General features: G+C 67.9%; 18 protein-coding genes. 12 read left to right on the top strand and 6 right to left on the bottom strand.

Annotation, left to right across the window (positions count from 1 at the left end; translation table 11 throughout):
- The first annotated feature begins 37 nt into the window (after positions 1-37).
- Entirely contained in the window at positions 38-310 is a 273-nt protein-coding gene (locus tag E2E30_RS17935; protein WP_133191718.1) for a type II toxin-antitoxin system Phd/YefM family antitoxin, read from the top strand.
- Entirely contained in the window at positions 307-717 is a 411-nt protein-coding gene (locus tag E2E30_RS17940; RefSeq protein ID WP_165954558.1) for a type II toxin-antitoxin system VapC family toxin, read from the top strand. Before E2E30_RS17935 ends, E2E30_RS17940 begins: the two co-directional genes overlap by 4 nt.
- An 8-nt stretch (positions 718-725) precedes the next feature.
- On the opposite strand, the gene E2E30_RS17945 is transcribed toward E2E30_RS17940, so the two are convergent.
- Together E2E30_RS17945 and E2E30_RS17950 are read right to left on the bottom strand one after the other, a co-directional pair.
- A complete protein-coding gene (locus E2E30_RS17945; protein WP_240698976.1) occupies positions 726-2972 on the bottom strand; it encodes a DNA polymerase Y family protein in 2247 nt (748 codons plus the stop codon).
- Positions 2890-3594, bottom strand: a complete 705-nt coding sequence (locus E2E30_RS17950) for an ImuA family protein (protein WP_133192183.1) — start codon at positions 3592-3594, stop codon at positions 2890-2892. The genes E2E30_RS17945 and E2E30_RS17950 overlap by 83 nt, the downstream gene beginning before the upstream one ends.
- A gap of 248 nt (positions 3595-3842) precedes the next feature.
- Here E2E30_RS17950 and E2E30_RS17955 point away from each other — a divergent pair, with 248 nt between their 5' ends.
- The 3 genes from E2E30_RS17955 (at position 3843) to E2E30_RS17965 (ending at position 7658) form a co-directional block, all read left to right on the top strand.
- Positions 3843-5144, top strand: coding sequence for a thiamine pyrophosphate-dependent enzyme (locus E2E30_RS17955; protein ID WP_133191720.1), 1302 nt, complete (start codon positions 3843-3845; stop codon positions 5142-5144).
- A 163-nt stretch (positions 5145-5307) separates the two neighbouring features.
- Entirely contained in the window at positions 5308-6315 is a 1008-nt protein-coding gene (locus E2E30_RS17960; protein ID WP_133192184.1) for an alpha-ketoacid dehydrogenase subunit beta, read from the top strand.
- On the top strand, positions 6315-7658 hold the full coding sequence (locus E2E30_RS17965) for a dihydrolipoamide acetyltransferase family protein (protein ID WP_133191721.1): 1344 nt from the start codon (positions 6315-6317) through the stop codon (positions 7656-7658). Before E2E30_RS17960 ends, E2E30_RS17965 begins: the two co-directional genes overlap by 1 nt.
- Here E2E30_RS17965 and E2E30_RS17970 read toward each other — a convergent pair.
- Both E2E30_RS17970 and E2E30_RS17975 read right to left on the bottom strand, forming a co-directional pair.
- Entirely contained in the window at positions 7655-7927 is a 273-nt protein-coding gene (locus E2E30_RS17970; protein WP_133191722.1) for a hypothetical protein, read from the bottom strand. The two genes, E2E30_RS17965 and E2E30_RS17970, sit on opposite strands and share 4 nt — an antisense overlap.
- 228 nt (positions 7928-8155) lie before the next feature.
- Complete coding sequence (locus tag E2E30_RS17975) at positions 8156-9352, bottom strand: acetyl-CoA C-acyltransferase (RefSeq protein WP_133191723.1); 1197 nt, start codon at positions 9350-9352, stop codon at positions 8156-8158.
- A 113-nt stretch (positions 9353-9465) separates the two neighbouring features.
- Here E2E30_RS17975 and E2E30_RS17980 point away from each other — a divergent pair, with 113 nt between their 5' ends.
- The 3 genes from E2E30_RS17980 to pip are packed head-to-tail and all read left to right on the top strand — an operon-like array spanning position 9466 to position 13391.
- A complete protein-coding gene (locus E2E30_RS17980) occupies positions 9466-11055 on the top strand; it encodes a cisplatin damage response ATP-dependent DNA ligase (RefSeq protein ID WP_133191724.1) in 1590 nt (529 codons plus the stop codon).
- A gap of 57 nt (positions 11056-11112) precedes the next feature.
- Positions 11113-12414: a metal-dependent hydrolase family protein gene (locus E2E30_RS17985; protein WP_240698978.1), complete on the top strand. Its 1302-nt coding sequence runs from the start codon at positions 11113-11115 to the stop codon at positions 12412-12414.
- A 23-nt stretch (positions 12415-12437) separates the two neighbouring features.
- A complete protein-coding gene (gene pip, locus E2E30_RS17990) occupies positions 12438-13391 on the top strand; it encodes a prolyl aminopeptidase (protein WP_133191726.1) in 954 nt (317 codons plus the stop codon).
- A 121-nt stretch (positions 13392-13512) separates the two neighbouring features.
- Here the strand turns inward: pip and E2E30_RS17995 are convergent, their stop codons facing one another.
- Together E2E30_RS17995 and E2E30_RS21150 are read right to left on the bottom strand one after the other, a co-directional pair.
- Positions 13513-14019, bottom strand: a complete 507-nt coding sequence (locus E2E30_RS17995; protein WP_133191727.1) for a thioredoxin family protein — start codon at positions 14017-14019, stop codon at positions 13513-13515.
- A 218-nt stretch (positions 14020-14237) separates the two neighbouring features.
- The gene (locus E2E30_RS21150) at positions 14238-15056 is read right to left on the bottom strand and encodes a cold-shock protein (RefSeq protein ID WP_133191728.1); all 819 of its coding nucleotides are present in this window, start codon (positions 15054-15056) and stop codon (positions 14238-14240) included.
- A 203-nt stretch (positions 15057-15259) separates the two neighbouring features.
- Between E2E30_RS21150 and E2E30_RS18005 the strand changes: the two genes are divergently transcribed.
- The 4 genes from E2E30_RS18005 to E2E30_RS18020 are packed head-to-tail and all read left to right on the top strand — an operon-like array spanning position 15260 to position 17938.
- On the top strand, positions 15260-16048 hold the full coding sequence (locus tag E2E30_RS18005) for a TerC family protein (RefSeq protein WP_133191729.1): 789 nt from the start codon (positions 15260-15262) through the stop codon (positions 16046-16048).
- A 50-nt stretch (positions 16049-16098) separates the two neighbouring features.
- Positions 16099-16719 carry a ribonuclease D gene (locus tag E2E30_RS18010; RefSeq protein WP_133191730.1) on the top strand — a complete coding sequence of 207 codons (621 nt, stop codon included), beginning with the start codon at positions 16099-16101 and terminating at the stop codon, positions 16717-16719.
- A gap of 26 nt (positions 16720-16745) precedes the next feature.
- Complete coding sequence (gene lptC, locus E2E30_RS18015; protein WP_133191731.1) at positions 16746-17393, top strand: LPS export ABC transporter periplasmic protein LptC; 648 nt, start codon at positions 16746-16748, stop codon at positions 17391-17393.
- A 5-nt stretch (positions 17394-17398) separates the two neighbouring features.
- Positions 17399-17938 carry an LptA/OstA family protein gene (locus E2E30_RS18020; RefSeq protein WP_133191732.1) on the top strand — a complete coding sequence of 180 codons (540 nt, stop codon included), beginning with the start codon at positions 17399-17401 and terminating at the stop codon, positions 17936-17938.
- Positions 17939-17945 lie beyond the last annotated feature (7 nt).

The following is a 17945-nucleotide window of genomic DNA, read 5'->3' on the forward strand; positions in this document are numbered from 1 at the left end:
ACTATAAGAAGTGACCAGTTCGGCAGGAGCAAAGCCCATGACGAAGATGATCGGCGCGGCGGAATTCAAGGCCAAATGCCTGGCGATCCTCGACGAGGTCCAGGCAAGCGGCGAATCGATCACCATCACCAAGCGCGGCAAGCCGGTTGCGACCGTGTCGGCGGTGGCCGAAAAGACCGCCCCCGTGGCACGGTTCGGTATGATGAAGGGGTCTGTGACATGGGCACCCGGAGTAGACCCTACCGCCCCGGTCGATCCCGACTGGGAAGCGGAGTGGGAGGCCAACAATCCTGCCGAGCTGTATCGGTGATCCTGTTCGATACGCACGTCCTGATCTGGTTCGCCGATGGCGACCCGCGCCTCGGAAAGGTTGCGGGAAACACCGTGGCCGACGCGATCGGATCGGGGGAGGCGCTCTTCGCCGCGATCAGTATGTGGGAAATCGGGATGCTCGTCGCGCGGCGCAACGTGACGCTCGCCATGCCGCCCGAGATTTGGATCGAGCGTTTGGTGGAGGTAGGGCTCGTCATTGCCGACATGACCCGCCAGATCGCGTTGGACGCGGGGAGCCTGCCGCGTGAGATCCACGGCGACCCGTGCGACCGGATCATCATGGCGACCGCGCGAGCGTACAATTGCCCGCTGCTGACCGCCGATACCCGCCTGCTCGACTATGGCCGCGAGGGGCGCCTCAAGGCGATCGACGCGCGGCGCTGAGCCGCCGCTCATCCGAACGATCCGTGCATGAACCAGGCGAGATCGCCCGTCTCGCCGCGCTCGCCATCGCCGCGGCGGAACAGCCAGAAGCGGTGGCCGGCCTCGTCCTCGACCTGGAAATAGTCGCGCACGCTGTGGCGCTCGGTCCCGCGCTTCCACCATTCGCCGAGGATCCGCTCGGGGCCGTCGGCGCGCACCACGCGGTGCGCCATGCCGCGCCAGGTGAAGCGCTTGGGCGGCTGGTCGGGGAGTTCCGCCAGCACATGGTCGAGCAATTCGGGGCGGTGCAGCAGTCGCACCGGGCGCGGCCAGCGCGAGTCCCACGGGTGGAGCGCGACCGAGCGATCGAGCTGGCGGACATCGTCGGGCTTGAGCTTTGCCGCCGCGCGCGCCGGCGGATCGAGCGGCGGGGCGGCGGCGATCGAGCGTTCGGGTACGTCGCTCTCGACCGGAATCGTGCGCCACAGCGCGTGGCTGCCGATCCGGTTGGCGATCGTGTCGATCAGCGGCGCGAGGTCGGGCGCCTGCGCCTCGAGCGTCTCGGCGAACGCCTCGGCACCGAGCGGATCGGCACGGCGGACGTGGAGCGCGAGCGCGTCGATGCCGTAGCCCGGCGCGATCTCCTCGATCCGCCGCAGCGTCAGCCGCAGCAGGTGCGCGCCGTCGCGCGTCGGGCGGGCGAGGCCGATCCGCAGTCGCTGCGGCACGCCGTCGATCCGGTCGGCGACGAGCTCGACCGCCCGCGCGCCGAGCCCGGCCTGGCCGAGTGCGGTGACGAGCCGTGGCATCAGCTGGCCGAGCCAATGTTCGATCGCCTCGGCGGTGGCGATCGGTTCGGCGAAGCGCTGCACCACGCCGATCGGCTCGGGCACGGGCACGGGGTCGAGCGGTTCGGGGAGCCGCCCGGTCGCCTGGTCGAGCCGCGCGACGAGCGCGCCGCCGAAACGCCGCGCGAGCGGCGCGCGCGGGAGCGCGGCGAGCTGGCCGATCGTCTCGATGCCGAGCCGCTTGAGCAGCTCGATCGCGCGGCTGTCGAGCCGGAGCGCGCGGGTGGGGAGGGGGGCGAGCGCGTCGATATGGGCGGCGGGCGGGCAGACCAATATTCCGTCATCCCCGCGAAAGCGGGGATCCCGCTGCTGTCCGACCTTCGAAAAAGAAGCGGGGCCCCCGCTTTCGCGGGGGTGACGGGGGGTAGGGGCAGGCGAGACCGCAAACCGCGCGAGCGCCCACGCCGCGCCCGGCGTATCCGCCACCGCGACGCGCGCAGTGAAGCCGAGCCGGGCGAGGATGCGCACGATCCGCCGCGCCATTTGTGCTTCGCCGCCGAACAGATGCGCGACGCCGCTGATATCGAGGAACAGTCCGTCCTCGCCCGACGGCATCACCACCGGGCACCAGCGCCGCGCGGCAAGCGTCGCCAGCCGAAGCAACGCGGCGCGGTCGCCCGCGGGGTCGGCGGGGCGAATGTCGAGCTCGGGCACCAGCGCGCGCGCCTGCGTCACCGCCATGCCCGGCGCGAGCCCGAGCGCGCGCGCGGCGGGGCAGGCGGCGGCGATGACGAGCTGGTTGCCGGATTGGAGCGAGGTAATGCGGGGCGGCGGGGGCGATTCTGCCACACCGCCGTTCGTCACCCCGGCCTTGTGCCGGGGTCCACCCGTTACCGCACCCTGCCGCCCGAGTGGAGGCGTGGACCCCGGCACAAGGCCGGGGTGACGGAGGGGGGGGCACGGGGCAGGCGCTGGTGCTTTTCCTCCGCTCCCTGGAAGAGCGTCGGGTGAACAGCGCCCCGCGCTGTTCAGATCATGCTGGGGGCATGGCCGACCCGGCGCTGGGGCGGGGGTGGGTCTGCCCGTGGCGGCGCCGGCCCTCTCCTTAGACCGATCCACCCCCAGCCCCTCCATTCCAGTGAGGGGAGACGCGGCGCGCTCGACGCCGGCCTTGCGCGCATCCCACACCACCGCTCGCCCCTCGTCGGGCGGCATCGCCTTGAAGGGATGCGGCGCGGCTTCGCTCAAGCGCGCGGCGCGGCACGTGCGCGCGTTCGCGTCGGCCTCGCCGCTCCGTGCCCAGCGCGCGCCAGGCCGCCAGCCGCCACCGCGCGGCACCGAGCACGCCACCGCCTGCTCGCGCGCGACGGCCTCGGCGAGGCCCTGCGGATCTACGCTGGCGCCCTCAAGCGGCGCGGCTGAGCGCTCGGCCTGCGCCAGCCGTTCGATCGACCAGTCGGGCAGGTAGAGCGAGGCGACCCGTTTCATCGCATGCCTCCATCATCCAATCGGCGGATTCGCCGCCGCGTTGGCGGACTAGCTCCACCTGCCAGCGCGCTCGCCCGACGCCTGCATCGCCGACCGGCAGCGGTGCGGAGGGCGCCGAGGCGATCCGCCAGCGCGTCATCGCCGCCGAGGGCACGGCGAGCGGATTGCCACCCTCCCGCGCATGGCGTTTCATCAACAAGGCGATCGTCTTCCCGCCCTCGGCGGCAAGCTGCAGCCGCCGCGTATTGGGCATCGCCGCGCGCTTGACCTCGCCGACCACCGCGCCGAGCCCGCGATGCCGCAGGCCCTCCTCCATCAGCGCGAGCAGCTCGGCATCGTCGCCCGCCTCGGCATAGATCAGCCGCCCCGGCGCAAGACCCGCCTGGTAGAGCCCCGGTGCGAACAGGTCGCGCCGTCGCACCACCCACAGCACCGGCCCCCAGGCACGCGCCGCGATCCCCGCCATGAACAGCGTCGCCGCCGCATCGTCCGACGGCGCAGGGCTCGCCGCGGAAATCTCGTGGAGCGAATCGAGCCGCAGTCCGCCCGGCGCGAGCCGTTCGTCGATCGGCCCGATCCCGAAAGGCAGCACCGGGCGCCGACGCAGCCCGTCGCTTTCCACCTTCTTGAGGCTTTCGCGAAGCTCGGCGATGATGGCAGGACAGGACACGGGCACGACTCACTTGAAGCATCGTTCCTATTTTGTTCTCTTTGTCGCTGCAGAGTCAAGCTGGTCCGTCATCCCCGCGCGACGGGTCGTCGCATTCCGCGCAAAACGCCCCCTCGCCAAGCGCGTTGAAATTTTATAACAAGGCTCGAAGAACGATTCCGCCTGTCGGTCACAAGCCAGGCACGCGTTGTGGAGAGTATATGGCGACCGAGCGAGTCCCCGATCATTTGAAGCCCAATCTTGCGCCGTTGTCGCTGTACGTGCCCGAACCCAAGTTCCGGCCGGGCGATGCGGTCGATTTCACGCAGGTGCCGATCCCGCCCGCGGGCAAGGCGCGCCGCCCCGATCCGGCGGATGCGGCCGACACGTTCATCGATCTCGCGTTCGATCTGGTGCGCGTGCTCGACGACGAAGGCCAGGCGGTCGGCCCGTGGAATCCGCGCCTCTCGCCCGATACGCTGCGCGCGATGCTGCGCAGCATGGCGTTGGTCCGCGCGTTCGACGAGCGCATGTTTCGCGCGCAGCGCCAAGGCAAGACGAGCTTCTACATGAAGTGCACCGGCGAGGAGGCGGTCTCGGTCGCTGCCGCGCATGCGCTCGATTATGAAGACATGTGCTTCCCGTCGTACCGCCAGCAGGGCCTGCTGATCGCGCGCGGCTGGTCGATGGTCGACATGATGAACCAGATCTATTCGAACACCGCCGACCGACTGCAGGGCAAGCAGCTGCCGATCATGTATTCGGTCAAGGAAGCGGGCTTCTTCTCGATCTCGGGCAACCTCACGACGCAATATCCGCAAGCCGTCGGCTGGGCGATGGCGAGCGCCGCCAAGGGCGACACGCGGATCGCCGCGACCTGGTGCGGCGACGGATCGACCGCCGAGGGTGATTTCCACTCGGCTTGCACCTTCGCCAGCGTCTACCGCGCGCCGGTGATCTTCAACGTCGTCAACAATCAGTGGGCGATCTCGAGCTTCTCTGGCTTCGCCGGCGCCGAATCGACGACCTTCGCGGCGCGCGCGGTCGGCTATGGCATCGCCGGCCTGCGCGTCGACGGCAACGATGCGCTCGCGGTCTATGCCGCGACCTTGTGGGCGGCCGAGCGCGCGCGGACCAATCAGGGGCCCACGCTGATCGAGCATTTCACCTATCGCGCCGAAGGGCATTCGACCTCAGACGATCCGGGGCAATATCGCTCGGCTGGCGAGCCGACCGCGTGGCCGCTCGGCGATCCGATCAAGCGATTGAAGGACCATCTCATCGCGCTCGGCGAATGGGACGACGAGCGGCATGCGGCGCAGGACAAGGAATTGGCCGAGCAGGTCAAGGCCGCGCAAAAGCAGGCCGAGACCAACGGCGTGCTCGGCCACGGCCTGCACCAGCCGCTCGATACGCTGTTCGACGGCGTGTTCGAGGAAATGCCGTGGCATTTGCGCGAACAACAGGCGCAAATGATCGCCGAGGAGACCGCGAGCGGCCGGCCATGGGCGCGGAAAGCATGAGCGCCCCCCACGTCACCCCAGCGCAAGCTGGGGTCTCCCTGTTCCCGAGCGCGCGCGTGCCGCACGAGATCCCAGCCTGCGCTGGGATGACGGAGTTTATGTTGTGAGTGAAACGACCGAATCCAGCGTCATGCCCGCGGCAGACGCCGAACCCTCGACTCGCATGAACATGATCCAGGCGATCAACTCCGCCATGGACGTGATGATGGGCCGCGACCCCGACGTGATCGTGATGGGCGAGGACGTGGGCTATTTCGGCGGCGTGTTCCGCGCGACCGCCGGCTTGCAGTCGAAATACGGCAAGACCCGCGTGTTCGACACGCCGATCAGCGAATGCGGCATCATCGGCGTCGCGGTCGGGATGGGCGCCTACGGCCTGCGTCCCGTCCCCGAAATCCAGTTCGCCGATTACATCTACCCCGCGCTCGACCAGTTGGTCAGCGAGGCGGCGCGGCTGCGCTATCGCTCGGCGGGCGAATTCACCGCGCCGATCACGGTGCGCTCGCCGTTCGGCGGCGGCATCTTCGGCGGTCAGACGCACAGCCAGAGCCCCGAGGGCATCTTCACGCACATCTCGGGCGTGAAGACCGTGATTCCCTCGACCCCGTACGACGCCAAGGGCCTGCTGATCGCCGCGATCGAGGACAATGATCCGACGATCTTCTTCGAGCCCAAGCGCATCTACAACGGCCCGTTCGACGGCCATTGGGACAAGCCGACGCAGAACTGGTCGCAGCATCCCGCGGGCGAGGTGCCGACCGGTTATTACAAGATCGAGCTCGGCAAGGCCAAGGTCGTGCGCCCCGGCGAGGCGCTGACCGTGCTCGTCTACGGTACGATGGTGCATGTCGCGCTCGCGGTGATGGAAGAGGCGGGCGTCGACGCCGAAGTGATCGACCTGCGCACGCTCGTCCCGCTCGACATCGAAACGATCGAGGCGTCGGTCAAGAAGACCGGGCGCTGCATGATCGTGCACGAGGCGACGCGCACCTCGGGCTTCGGCGCCGAATTGTCGGCGCTGGTGCAGGAGCGCTGCTTCTACCATCTCGAAGCCCCGATCGAACGCGTGACGGGCTTCGATACGCCGTATCCGCACAGCCTCGAATGGGCATATTTCCCGGGCCCCGTCCGCATCGGCGAGGCGCTCAAGAAGATCATGAAGGACGCATAATGGCGCGTTTTACGTTCAAGTTGCCCGACATTGGCGAGGGCATTTCCGAGGCCGAGATCGTGGCATGGCACGTCGCGGTCGGGGACCGGATCGAAGAGGACCAGCAGGTCGCCGACATGATGACCGACAAGGCGACGGTCGAGATGGAATCGCCGGTGTCGGGCGTGGTGGTCGAACTTGCGGGCGAGGTCGGCGACCAAGTGTCGATCGGCGCTGCGCTGGTGGTGATCGAGACGGACGCCGCGGACGTTGGTGCTGAGGAAGCGCCCGCGTTGCGCGATGACGCGCCGGCCGAGCTGAAGGCGGCGCCTGCGTCGGCCGAGCAGGTCGAGGTCGCGCAGCAATATGAAGCCGAGAACCCCGGCGTCGAGGAAGCGCAACCTGCTCCCCGCCCGCTTGCGGGAGGGGCCGGGGGAGGACAGGACGCCCCCGCCAGCGCTCCGCCCGTGGCTGCGTCCCCGCCCGCAAGCGGGAGGGGGGAAGAGAAGGCGCTTGCCTCCCCCGCGGTCCGCGCGCGCGCGGCCGATCTCGGCATCGACCTTACCCAGGTAAAGACCGAGTCCGACCGCGTCCGCCACAGCGATCTCGACGCCTTCCTCCGCTACGGCCAGGGCCAGGGCTATCACGCCCCCCACGCCAGCAACGCGCGCCCGGACGAACCGATCAAGGTCATCGGCATGCGTCGCCGTATCGCCGAGAACATGGCGGCGTCGAAGCGGGCGATCCCGCATTTCACCTATGTCGACGAAATCGACGTCACTGCGCTCGAGGCGATGCGCGCCGATCTCAATGGCGCGCGCGGCAACCGCCCCAAGCTGACGATGCTGCCGTTGATGATCGCCGCGATCTGCAAGACGATCCCCGCCTTCCCGATGATCAACGCGCGCTATGACGACGAAGCCGGCGTGGTGACGCGTCACGGTGCCGTGCATCTCGGCATGGCGACACAGACCGACGCGGGCCTCACCGTCCCCGTCATCCGCGACGCGCAGGACCGCAACGTGTGGCAGCTCGCCAGCGAAATCCTCCGCCTTGCCGAAGCCGCGCGCGCCAACAAGCTCACGCCGCAGGAAATGGGCGGCGGCACGCTGACCGTTACCTCGCTCGGCCCGCTCGGCGGAATCGCGACGACGCCAGTGATCAACCGTCCCGAAGTCGCGATCATCGGGCCGAACAAGATCGTCGAGCGGCCGGTCTTCGTCGGAGATGAGATCGTCCGCGCCAAGCTGATGAACCTGTCGATCAGCTGCGATCACCGCGTCGTCGATGGCTGGGATGCGGCCAGCTTCGTCCAGGCGCTCAAGCGCTATCTCGAAACGCCCGTCTTGCTCTTCGCCGACTAGCCGCGCAGCGCCGATCGTCTCCGAAGCAGCGCCTTCGGAGCGAGCCGGTTCGCGAAGCCACCGTCTCGGCTCGGCAAGAGCGCCTCGCCACCTTGCGGAAGCGGCGCGGCGTCGCCGTGCAAATTGACCGCGACCGTCGCCGGGCCAAACTGTTTGGCGTGGTCGCGCACCTCGGCGAAGCATTCGGGCAAGGTCGCATGGCGCAGTCCGTGCGCGGAAACGCTTGCGTCGCCGTCAAGGCGACGCCAAGTCCATTCGGAAGTGGTCAAAGACATTTCCGATGGAACCAGGAGAACCTCATAGCGAGCACCGGTCGACATGTCTGTAGAACGGGTCACACCTGCCCCTGTTCCGCACTCGATGCGGTCGCTAACATAGATTAAACAGATAGGGGCAAAACAAAAACTGTAACATTGTTTAGCCTGACACCCCGTTTTGCTGCTTTGCTCTTGTTAAGGAGGCAAAAACTAGCCTTGTTCGGAGTGCCCCTAGCGTGGCTAAACGATTTCGAACAGCCCCGCTGCGCCCATTCCGCCCGCGGTGCACATCGACACCACGACCCAGCGCACGCCGCGCTTGCGACCCTCGATGAGCGCGTGCCCGACGAGCCGGCTGCCGGTCATGCCGAACGGGTGTCCGATCGCGATCGCGCCGCCGTTGACGTTGTAGCGCTCGGGATCGATGCCGAGCGCGTCGCGGCAATAGAGGCATTGCGAGGCGAACGCCTCGTTCAATTCCCACAGCCCGATATCGGCGACCGAAAGGCCAGCGCGCGCAAGCAGCTTGGGGATCGCGAACACCGGGCCGATCCCCATTTCGTCGGGTCCACACCCCGCCGCCTGGAAGCCGCGATACACGCCGAGCACCTCGCGCCCCTCGGCCTTGGCGGTGGCATGGTCCATCACGATCTGCGCCGAGGCACCATCGGACAATTGGCTGGCATTGCCTGCGGTGACGTTCGCACCGGGCCCGGAGAAATCGCCGCCCGGCCATACGGTCTTGAGCCCCGCCAGCGCTTCCGCCGTCGTCCCTGCGCGAATGCCCTCGTCCTGCGCGAGCGTCACCGTCTCGCTGCCGGTGCGCGTCCCTGCCTTGTCGAACAGCGCCTTCTCGACCGTGATCGGCGCGATCTCCTCGGCGAACGCGCCGCTCTCGAGTCCGCGCGCGGCGCGCTGCTGGCTCATCGCGGCATAGGCGTCCTGCGCCGCGCGGCTGATATTGTAGCGCTCGGCGACGATCTCGGCGGTTTCGATCATCGGGATATAGGCGGCGGGCTCCCGCGCGATCACCGACTGGTTGACGTAGCGCGGCGCGTCCTTGGTCACCGTCAGGCTGATCGATTCCATTCCGCCGGCCAGCGCGACGTCGATCTCGTCGCACATGATCGAGCGCGCGGCGAGCGCGATCGCGGTGAGCCCCGATCCGCATTTGCGGTCGAGCGTGAAGGCCGGCACCGTTTCGGGCAAGCCGGCGGCGAAGGTCGCCATCCGTCCGGCATTGCCGCCCTGGCTGCCCCATTGATTGCCGACGCCCCAGAAGATCTCGTCGATCCGCGCCGGGTCGATTCCCGCGCGCGCCACCGCGGCGTTCATTACATGCGCCGCAAGCACCGGCGCCTCGGTCGCGTTGAACGCGCCGCGATACGCCTTGCCGATCGGGGTACGGGCAGTGGAGACGATCGCAGCTTCACGCATGACAGAACCTTTCGAGGATCGGGTATGGCATCCAGCCTAGGATTCCGCGCCGCTCGGAGCAAGCGCGGGATGCCGCTTGCGGAACCCCAGCGCCGCGCGCATGTTGAGGGACAATGCGCGCTTTTGCCGACCTTCTCGACCGGCTGATCTACACCCGCTCGCGCAACGCGAAGCTCAAGCTGATCACCGATTATCTGCGCGTCACGCCCGATCCCGATCGCGGCTGGGCGATGGCGGCGTTGACGGGCGAGCTCGACTTGCCCGGCGTCAAGTCCGCGGTGATCCGCACGCTGATCGAGCAGCGCGTCGATCCGGTGCTGTTCCGGATGAGTCGCGACTATGTCGGCGATACCGCCGAGACCGTCGCATTGCTGTGGCCGACCCCGCCGATCGCGCCCGACCCCGAACCCCTGTCGATCGCGCAGGCGGTTGATCGCCTGTCGTCGCTGTCGCGCTCCGATGCGCCCGCCGCACTCGCCGCGATGCTCGACCGGCTCGATTCGGACGAACGCTTCGCGCTGCTCAAGATGGCGACGGGGGCGTTGCGCATCGGCGTGTCGTCGCGGCTCGCCAAGACCGCGCTCGCCAACGGCTTCGATCTCGATGTCGAGGCGGTCGAGGAAGTGTGGCACGGCATCGCGCCGCCCTATACCGCCTTGTTCGACTGGGCCGAGCGGCGCGGGCCGCAGCCGACCGCCGCCGACGTGCCGGTGTTCCGACCGTTCATGCTCGCGCACCCGCTCGAGGAGCTGCGCGTCGACCTCAAGGACTATGCCGCCGAGTGGAAGTGGGACGGCATCCGCGTCCAGATCGTCCATGTCGCCGGCACGACGCGGCTCTACAGCCGCACCGGCGACGATGTGACGGCTAGCTTCCCCGAGGTCGCACGCGACTTCACCACGCCTGGCGTGCTCGATGGCGAGTTGATGGTGAAAGGCGACGCGCAAGGCTCGGCGACCGAAGAGGGTGGGGCTGCAAGCTTCAACGCGTTGCAGCAGCGGCTTGGGCGCAAGGTCGTTTCGGCGAAGATGCTCGCCGAATCGCCGGCGTTCGTGCGGCTCTACGATATTCTCTATGATGGCGACGAGGATCTCCGCCCTTTGCCGTGGGACCAGCGCCGTGTCCGGCTCGAGGCCTTCGTGTCGCGGCTCGACCCCGAGCGGTTCGATCTCAGCACCGTCATCGCGGCGGAGGATTTCACCGCGCTCGAGGGCATTCGCGCGGGCGCGCGCGATGCCGCGATCGAAGGCGTGATGCTCAAGCGGCGCGATTCGCCCTATGTCGGCGGGCGCAAGACCGGGCTGTGGTACAAATGGAAACGCGATCCGCTCACCGCCGATTGCGTGATGATGTACGCACAGCGCGGCTCGGGACGCCGCTCGTCCTTCTACAGCGATTACACATTCGGCTGCTGGACCGAGGACGGCACCTTGCTCCCCGTCGGCAAGGCCTATTCGGGGATCACCGACGAGGAATTGAAGCGGCTCGACCAGTTCGTGCGCAACCATACGACCGGGCGGTTCGGCCCGGTGCGCGAGGTCGAGAAGACGCTCGTGCTCGAAATCGCGTTCGATTCGATCCATCAATCGAAGCGCCACAAATCGGGCGTGGCGATGCGCTTCCCGCGCATCGCGCGGATCCGCACCGACAAGCCCGCCGCCGAGGCCGACACCGTCGCGGCGCTCGAGCGGCTGATCACGTGACCCCTCGACACCGCCCCCGCAGCGATTAGGCTGCGCGCAAAAACCCAGGGGGAAATGATGCGCAAAGTCCTGATCGCCATGGCCACAGTGCTGGCCTCGACCGCTGCCACGCCGCTGCTTGCCGAAACCTTCGCGATCCAGGCCGGCCATCTGATCGTCGACGCCGCCAAGCCCGAGCGTGGCGCCTCGACCGTGATCGTCACCGACGGTCGGATCGTGCGGATCGACGACGGCGCCACCGCGCCCGCCGGCGCGACGGTGGTCGATCTGCGCGACCGGACGGTGCTGCCCGGGCTGATCGACGTCCATGTCCACCTCACCAGCAATGCCGGCGAGCCGTGGTACAAGGGCCTGACGCCGGGGTATTCCGAACCCTATGCCGCGACGATCGGCCTCAAGAACGCGCTGATCACCGCGCGCGCGGGCTTCACCACGGTGCGCGATCTCGGCGGACTGCCTGCCGCCAGCATCGCGATGCGCGACGCGGTCAAGGACGGGAGCTTTCCCGGGCCGCGCATCCTCGTCTCGGGGCCGGCGCTGTCGATCATCGGCGGGCATGGCGACGGCACGGTCGGGCTCAACCCCGATCTGCGCCATGCGATCGACGCGAGCGGCGAGCAATTCTGGGTGTGCACCGGGCCGCTCGAATGCGCCAAGGCGGTGCGGCGCGTCGCGGCGTACGGCGTCGACGTGATCAAGTTCCACGCGACCGGTGGTGTGCTCGACGATGGCAAGATCGGCCTCGAACAGCATTTCACCGACGAGGAAATGAAGGCGATCTGCGACACCGCGCACCAGCTTGGCCTCAAGGCCGCAGCGCACGCGCATGGCCCCAAGGGAATCGCCGCAGCGGTGCGCGCCGGGGTCGATTCGATCGAGCATGGCACCTTCGTCGATGATGCCGGCGTCGCGCTGATGAAGGCGCACGGCACGTACTATTCGGCGACGCTCATGGCCTTTTCGGGGCTTCAGCAATATCTCGGCAAGGGCGTGTTCACCGCCAATGCCGAGGCGAAGGGGCGCGCGACGCTCGCGGTGTGGGGCAGGGGGCTCAACCGCGCCTACAAGGCCGGCGTTCCGATCGCGCTCGGCACCGATGCCGCGGTCTATCCACACGGGCGCAACGGCGAGGAACTCGGGCTGATGGTGACGAAGGGCGGGATGACCCCGCGCGACGCGCTGATCGCGGCGACCAAGGGCGGCGCCGATCTGCTCGGGCTGGCGGCCGAGACCGGCACGCTCGACATCGGCAAGTCGGCCGATCTCATCGCGGTCGCGGGCGATCCGCTGGTCGACCCTGCCGCGGTGCTCAAGATCGGCTATGTGATGGTCGAAGGGCGGCCGATCCCGCTCAAATGACCTCTGGCTCCGGACCCGTTTCGATGACCGACCTGCGCACGCTCTATCCCGAGATCGAACCTTATGCGAGCGGCACGCTCGACGTCGGCGACGGCCACACGATCGCCTACGAGCGCTGCGGCACCCCCGGCGCGACGCCCGCGGTGTTCCTCCACGGCGGGCCCGGCGGCGGCATTTCGCCGAGCCATCGCCGGCTGTTCGATCCGGCACGCTACGACGTGCTGCTGTTCGACCAGCGCGGTTGCGGGCGTTCGACCCCGCATGCGGCGCTCGAGGCGAACACGACCTGGCATCTCGTCGACGATATCGAGCGGCTGCGCGCGCTGGTCGGGGTCGAGCGCTGGCTGGTGTTCGGGGGATCGTGGGGGTCGACGCTTGCACTCGCTTATGCCGAGTCGCATCCGGCGCGGGTCAGCGCGCTGATCCTGCGCGGCATTTACACCGCGACGCCGGCCGAGCTCGCCTGGTATTATCAGTTCGGCGTCTCCGAGATGTTCCCCGACAAATGGGCGGGCTTCGTTGCGCCGATCCCCGAGGCCGAGCGCGGCACCATGATCGAGGCGTATCGCCGCCTGCTGACGGGCGACGACGAGGCGGCCAAGCTCGAGGCCGCCAAGGCGTGGACGATCTGGGAGGGCGAGACGATCACGCTGCTGCCCGACCCGGCGATGAGCGCGGCATTCCAGGACGGGCATTTCGCGCTCGCCTTCGCGCGGATCGAGAATCATTTCTTCGCGCACAATGCCTGGCTCGAGGACGGCCAATTGCTGCGCGATGCCGGGCGGCTCACCGGAATCCCGGGGACGATCGTCCATGGCCGCTACGATATGCCGTGCCCGGCGCGCTACGCCTATGCGCTCCACCAGGCCTGGCCCGAGGCGGAGTTCCACCTGATCGAAGGCGCAGGCCACGCCTATAGCGAGCCCGGCATCCTCGACCAGCTGATCCGCGCCACCGACCGGTTTGCGGGGGGCTGAACGCAATCCCATTTCGTCACCCCGGGCTTGTCCCGGGGGCCACCGCGCCGCGCGTGCTGTGCCGTGAGACTGTGCATCCCGGTGGACCCCGGCACGAGGCCGGGGTGACGGTCAGATTGCTTTAGCGGACCCAGCTCGCCAGCCAGTCAGACAGCGCTTGCGGGCTGAGCGTGCGCGCATCGGCGAGCGCGGCGGTGCGGCCTGGGTTTTTCAGCGTGTCAGTCTTGGGATCGACGATCAGCACGCTCGGCACGCCGCCGCCGAAATGGTCCTTGAGACCGTACTTCGCCGCCACATCGAGATTCTTGTCGAACCGGCCGACATCGACCGTGACGATCTCGTACTTCTTGGCGAGGAATTCGCGCAGGCCCGGCAATTCCATCGTCCCCGCGAGCAGGCGGCAGTCGAGGCACCAGTTTCCGCCAAGGTCGATCAGCAGCAGCTTGTGCTGCGCCTTGGCGCGGGCGCGCGCCGCGGCGACGTCCGCCTTGGCGTTCGCGGTCTCGTCATACGGCAGCGGCAGCGGGGTCTTGAGCTGCGCGAAGCTCGCCGCGGCAACCTTGGGGCCGGGAGCCGCGAGCGTGGGCGCGGCGAAGGTGAGGGCGATCGCAGCAAGGGCTAGGCGCATCTATCGTCTTTCTGTGCTTCTCCGGCGAAGGCCGGGGCCCAGGCATGGGCGGGTCGTTGATTGGTCACACCCAGCGAACGCCTGGTAGCGCGACTGGGCCCCGGCCTTCGCCGGGAAGCTGACGAAAGTACGGCACACGCCCCGCGCCGCACACAAAGAAAAACCCGGCAGGCCTAAAGGCCCGCCGGGTCTATCTCGTTTGCGTCAGACGAAAGCGATTAAGCGATCGACGTGAGGTTCACAGCCGCCATCTTGCCGCGACGATCGACTTCGAGCTCGAACTCGAGCCGGTCGCCCTCGTTGAGCGAGGTCATGCCGCCACGCTCGACTGCCGAGATGTGAACGAACGCGTCGGGCTGGCCATCATCGCGCTGAATGAAGCCGAAGCCCTTCATCGCGTTGAAGAACTTGACCGTGCCGGTTGCCTTCTCGCCGGTCAGCTGACGCTGCGGCGCACCACCAGGAGCGGCGCCACGCGGGCCACCGGGAGCAGCATCACGCTCGCGCGGCGGGCCGCGGTCGGTGACGGCCATCGGCTCGCCGTCGATCTTGAGGTCGGTCGCCGAGATGCGGCCGCCGCGGTCGACGAGGGTGAAGCCGAGCGGCTGGCCCTCTGCGAGACCGGTCAGGCCGGCTTGCTCGACAGCCGAGATGTGCACGAACACGTCCTCGCCGCCATCATCGCGCACGACGAAGCCGAAGCCCTTCTGCCCGTTGAAGAATTTTACGACGCCAGTGCCTTCACCGACAACCTGCGGGGGCATGCCACGGCCACCGCCGCCTGCGCCACCACCGCCGAAGCCGCCGCCACCGCCGCTGCGGAAACCGCCGCCGCCGCCGCCGCCGCCGAAGCGATCGCCGCCGCCACCGCCGAAGCGATCGCCGCCGCCACCGAAGCGATCACCGCCGCCGCCGCCGAAACGATCGCCACCGCCGCCGCCGAAGCCGCCGTCGAAGCCGCCGCTATCGCCGAAACCGTCGCGCTTGTCGCGCCCGCGCCCGCCACGATCGCCGCGGCGTCCTTTATCGAAACTCATGCCCTGTTCGTCTTCCCGGTTCGTCCGACATCGATATCGCAACCGTTGCGTCGGACGAAAGACGCAGGGTTTCGGCACCAAACCAATCGTGCCACCGATTCGTGTAACGCAAATTGCCAGACCCTGCGAATGAATTCGTCGAAAATACGGCAAGAATCACACGCTTCTTGCGCAGATGTGGCAAGCACGGCACAGACTCGGGCATGTCGATCCCCGCCTTGCTCGCCGATCCCGCCGCCTGGGCCGCTCTGGCGACGCTGATCGTCATGGAGATTGTGCTCGGTATCGATAACCTGGTTTTCATTTCGCTGCTGTCGAACAAACTCCCGCCCGAGCAGCGCGAAAAGGTCCGCCGAGTCGGCATCGGCCTGGCGTTGGGCCTGCGACTCGGTCTGCTGTCGATCATCGCTTGGATCGCCGGGCTGGTGCGGCCGGTCTTCGATCTCGGGCTGACGGGGACGCTCGATGCGCACGGCGCGCCATCGTTCGAAACCGCGTTCTCGGTCCGCGACCTGATCCTGATCGCGGGCGGCGTCTTCCTGCTGTGGAAGGCGACCACCGAGATCCACCATACGATCGACCACGACGAAGCGAGCGAGGAGACGCCCGGCAAGGCCGGCGCGGCGCTGTCGTTCGGCATGGCAATCGTCCAGATCCTGCTGCTCGACATGGTGTTCTCGATCGATTCGATCCTCACCGCGATCGGCATGACCGATGATCTGCCGGTGATGGTCGTCGCGGTGGTGGTCGCGGTCGGCGTGATGCTGCTGGCCGCGACGCCGCTCGCCAATTTCATCGCCGCCAATCCGAGCGTGGTCATGCTCGCGCTCGGCTTCCTGCTGATGATCGGCGCGGTGTTGATCGCCGACGGTTTCGGCGTGCATGTGCCCAAGGGCTATATCTATGCGGCGATGGCGTTCTCGGGTGTGGTCGAGGCGCTCAACATCGCGGCGCGGCGCGCGCGGGGACGCACCCCGTCGCATCGAGGGTGAGCGCAAGCCCACCCATTGAGCAGCGGCCCATTCGCCGCTAGGGCCGGGCGATGACTGTACATCTTTACGAAGAAGACATCCCCGCCGAACTGTTCGCGCCCGGCGCCGACATCGCGGTCGACACCGAGACGATGGGGCTGATCACGCCGCGCGACCGGCTGTGCCTGGTACAGCTGTCCGACGGTGGCCCCGACGAGCATCTCGTCCGCTTCTCGCCCCATAGCGATTACGCTGCACCCAATCTGCGCGCGTTGCTCGCCGACCCGGCGCGCGTGAAGCTGTTCCACTTCGGGCGGTTCGATCTCGCGGCGATCAGCCATTATCTCGAAGTGACCGCAGCGCCGGTCTATTGCACCAAGATCGCCTCGCGGCTGGTGCGCACCTATACCGATCGCCACGGCCTCAAGGAGCTGGTGCGCGAATTGCTCGGCCAGGATATCTCCAAGGCGCAGCAATCGTCCGACTGGGGCGGCCCGGTGCTGAGCGAGGCACAAAAGGATTATGCCGCGTCCGACGTGCGCTATCTCCACGCGATGCGCGAGGAGCTCGACCGCCGGCTCGTCCGCGAAGGCCGGATGGAACTCGCGCAGGCGTGCTTCCAGTTCCTGCCGTGGCGCGCCGAGCTCGACATTGCCGGCTGGCCGGAAGTCGACATCTTTGCGCACATGTGATGCCAGCCGCGGCGGGGAGCAGCCCCATGTCTGACGCGCGGTCTGACGCGCGCGCGATTCGCGATTCGCGCAAGGTATGGGCGGCGCCGGGCAGCAGCCACGACAGCGTGATCGGCACGCTGCGCATCGTGCTGCCGATCCTGATCGGCGTGCTCGCCGCGTTCGTCGTCGTGCTCCCGCTCTATTCGGGCGGCGATGTCAGCTTCCTGCTCGACAAGAAAAAGGTCGAGGTCGCCAAGGAGCGGCTACGCGTCCAGTCGGCGAGCTACAAGGGCGAGGACGACAAGGGCCAGGCCTTCGCGCTGACCGCGGGGTCGGCGGTGCAGAAGAGTTCGGCCGAACCGATCGTCAAGCTCGAGAAGCTTACCGCGGAAATCGGGCTCAAGGACGGTCCCGCCAACATCGTCGGCGAGCATGGCCATTACGACATGGACAAGCAGCAAGTGACGATCGACGGCCCGGTGCGCGTCAACGGCAGCGGCGGCTACCGCCTCGTCACGCAGGATTCGACGGTCGATCTCAAGACCCGGACGATGAAGAGCGGCGGCGCGGTGACGGGCTCGGTGCCGCAGGGCACCTTCAGCGGCAACCAGCTCAATGCCGATCTGGTCAATCATATCGTGCGGCTCGATGGTAATGCGCACTTGCAGATCATCCCGCGAAAGAAGAGATAGTCCCGATGCAGCGCCTTCTCGCCTTTTTCGCCGTTTCGCTCGTTCTGTCGGGGGCGGCGGTCGTGAGCGCACAGACGGCGCACAATTCGGCCGCGCCGATCAACTTCAGCGCTGACCATATCGAGTTGCAGGACAAGGCCAATCGCGCGCTGCTGTCGGGCAGCGTGTCGGTGAAGCAGGCCGAGATGACGCTCAATGCGGCGCGGATGACGGTCGCCTATACCGGCCAGGTCGTCGATGGCAGCCCGCAGGTGTCGCGACTCGACGCGGCGGGGAATGTCGTCGTGACTCGGCCCGACCAGACCGCGCGCAGCAACTTCGCGGTGTACGATCTCAACAAGCGCGTCGTGACGATGCTCGGCGCGGTGACGCTGATCCAGGCGGGCAACACCGTCAATGGCGGGCGCCTCACGATCAACCTCGATACCGGTCGCGCGGTGATCGACGGCTCGTCGATCGGCGGCGGCGGTGGCGGCAAGGCCGGCACCACGACGAGCAGCGGCGGTCGCGTCAGCGGGACCTTCTCGGTCCCCAAGCGTAACTGACGCGAAA

This window comes from Sphingomonas sp. AAP5, assembly GCF_004354345.1.
Lineage (GTDB): Bacteria > Pseudomonadota > Alphaproteobacteria > Sphingomonadales > Sphingomonadaceae > Sphingomonas > Sphingomonas glacialis.

Bases quoted from the DNA above. Each gene is read 5' to 3' on its own strand.
- E2E30_RS21150 (WP_133191728.1), bottom strand. From the start codon at position 15,056: ATGAGTTTCGATAAAGGACGCCGCGGCGATCGTGGCGGGCGCGGGCGC.
- pip (WP_133191726.1), top strand. From the start codon at position 12,438: ATGACCGACCTGCGCACGCTCTATCCCGAGATCGAACCTTATGCGAGC.
- E2E30_RS17995 (WP_133191727.1), bottom strand. From the start codon at position 14,019: ATGCGCCTAGCCCTTGCTGCGATCGCCCTCACCTTCGCCGCGCCCACG.
- E2E30_RS18005 (WP_133191729.1), top strand. From the start codon at position 15,260: ATGTCGATCCCCGCCTTGCTCGCCGATCCCGCCGCCTGGGCCGCTCTG.
- E2E30_RS17955 (WP_133191720.1), top strand. From the start codon at position 3,843: ATGGCGACCGAGCGAGTCCCCGATCATTTGAAGCCCAATCTTGCGCCG.
- E2E30_RS17985 (WP_240698978.1), top strand. From the start codon at position 11,113: ATGCGCAAAGTCCTGATCGCCATGGCCACAGTGCTGGCCTCGACCGCT.
- E2E30_RS17975 (WP_133191723.1), bottom strand. From the start codon at position 9,352: ATGCGTGAAGCTGCGATCGTCTCCACTGCCCGTACCCCGATCGGCAAG.
- E2E30_RS17980 (WP_133191724.1), top strand. From the start codon at position 9,466: ATGCGCGCTTTTGCCGACCTTCTCGACCGGCTGATCTACACCCGCTCG.
- E2E30_RS17935 (WP_133191718.1), top strand. From the start codon at position 38: ATGACGAAGATGATCGGCGCGGCGGAATTCAAGGCCAAATGCCTGGCG.
- E2E30_RS17960 (WP_133192184.1), top strand. From the start codon at position 5,308: ATGAACATGATCCAGGCGATCAACTCCGCCATGGACGTGATGATGGGC.
- E2E30_RS17965 (WP_133191721.1), top strand. From the start codon at position 6,315: ATGGCGCGTTTTACGTTCAAGTTGCCCGACATTGGCGAGGGCATTTCC.
- E2E30_RS18020 (WP_133191732.1), top strand. From the start codon at position 17,399: ATGCAGCGCCTTCTCGCCTTTTTCGCCGTTTCGCTCGTTCTGTCGGGG.
- lptC (WP_133191731.1), top strand. From the start codon at position 16,746: ATGTCTGACGCGCGGTCTGACGCGCGCGCGATTCGCGATTCGCGCAAG.
- E2E30_RS17945 (WP_240698976.1), bottom strand. From the start codon at position 2,972: ATGAAACGGGTCGCCTCGCTCTACCTGCCCGACTGGTCGATCGAACGG.
- E2E30_RS18010 (WP_133191730.1), top strand. From the start codon at position 16,099: ATGACTGTACATCTTTACGAAGAAGACATCCCCGCCGAACTGTTCGCG.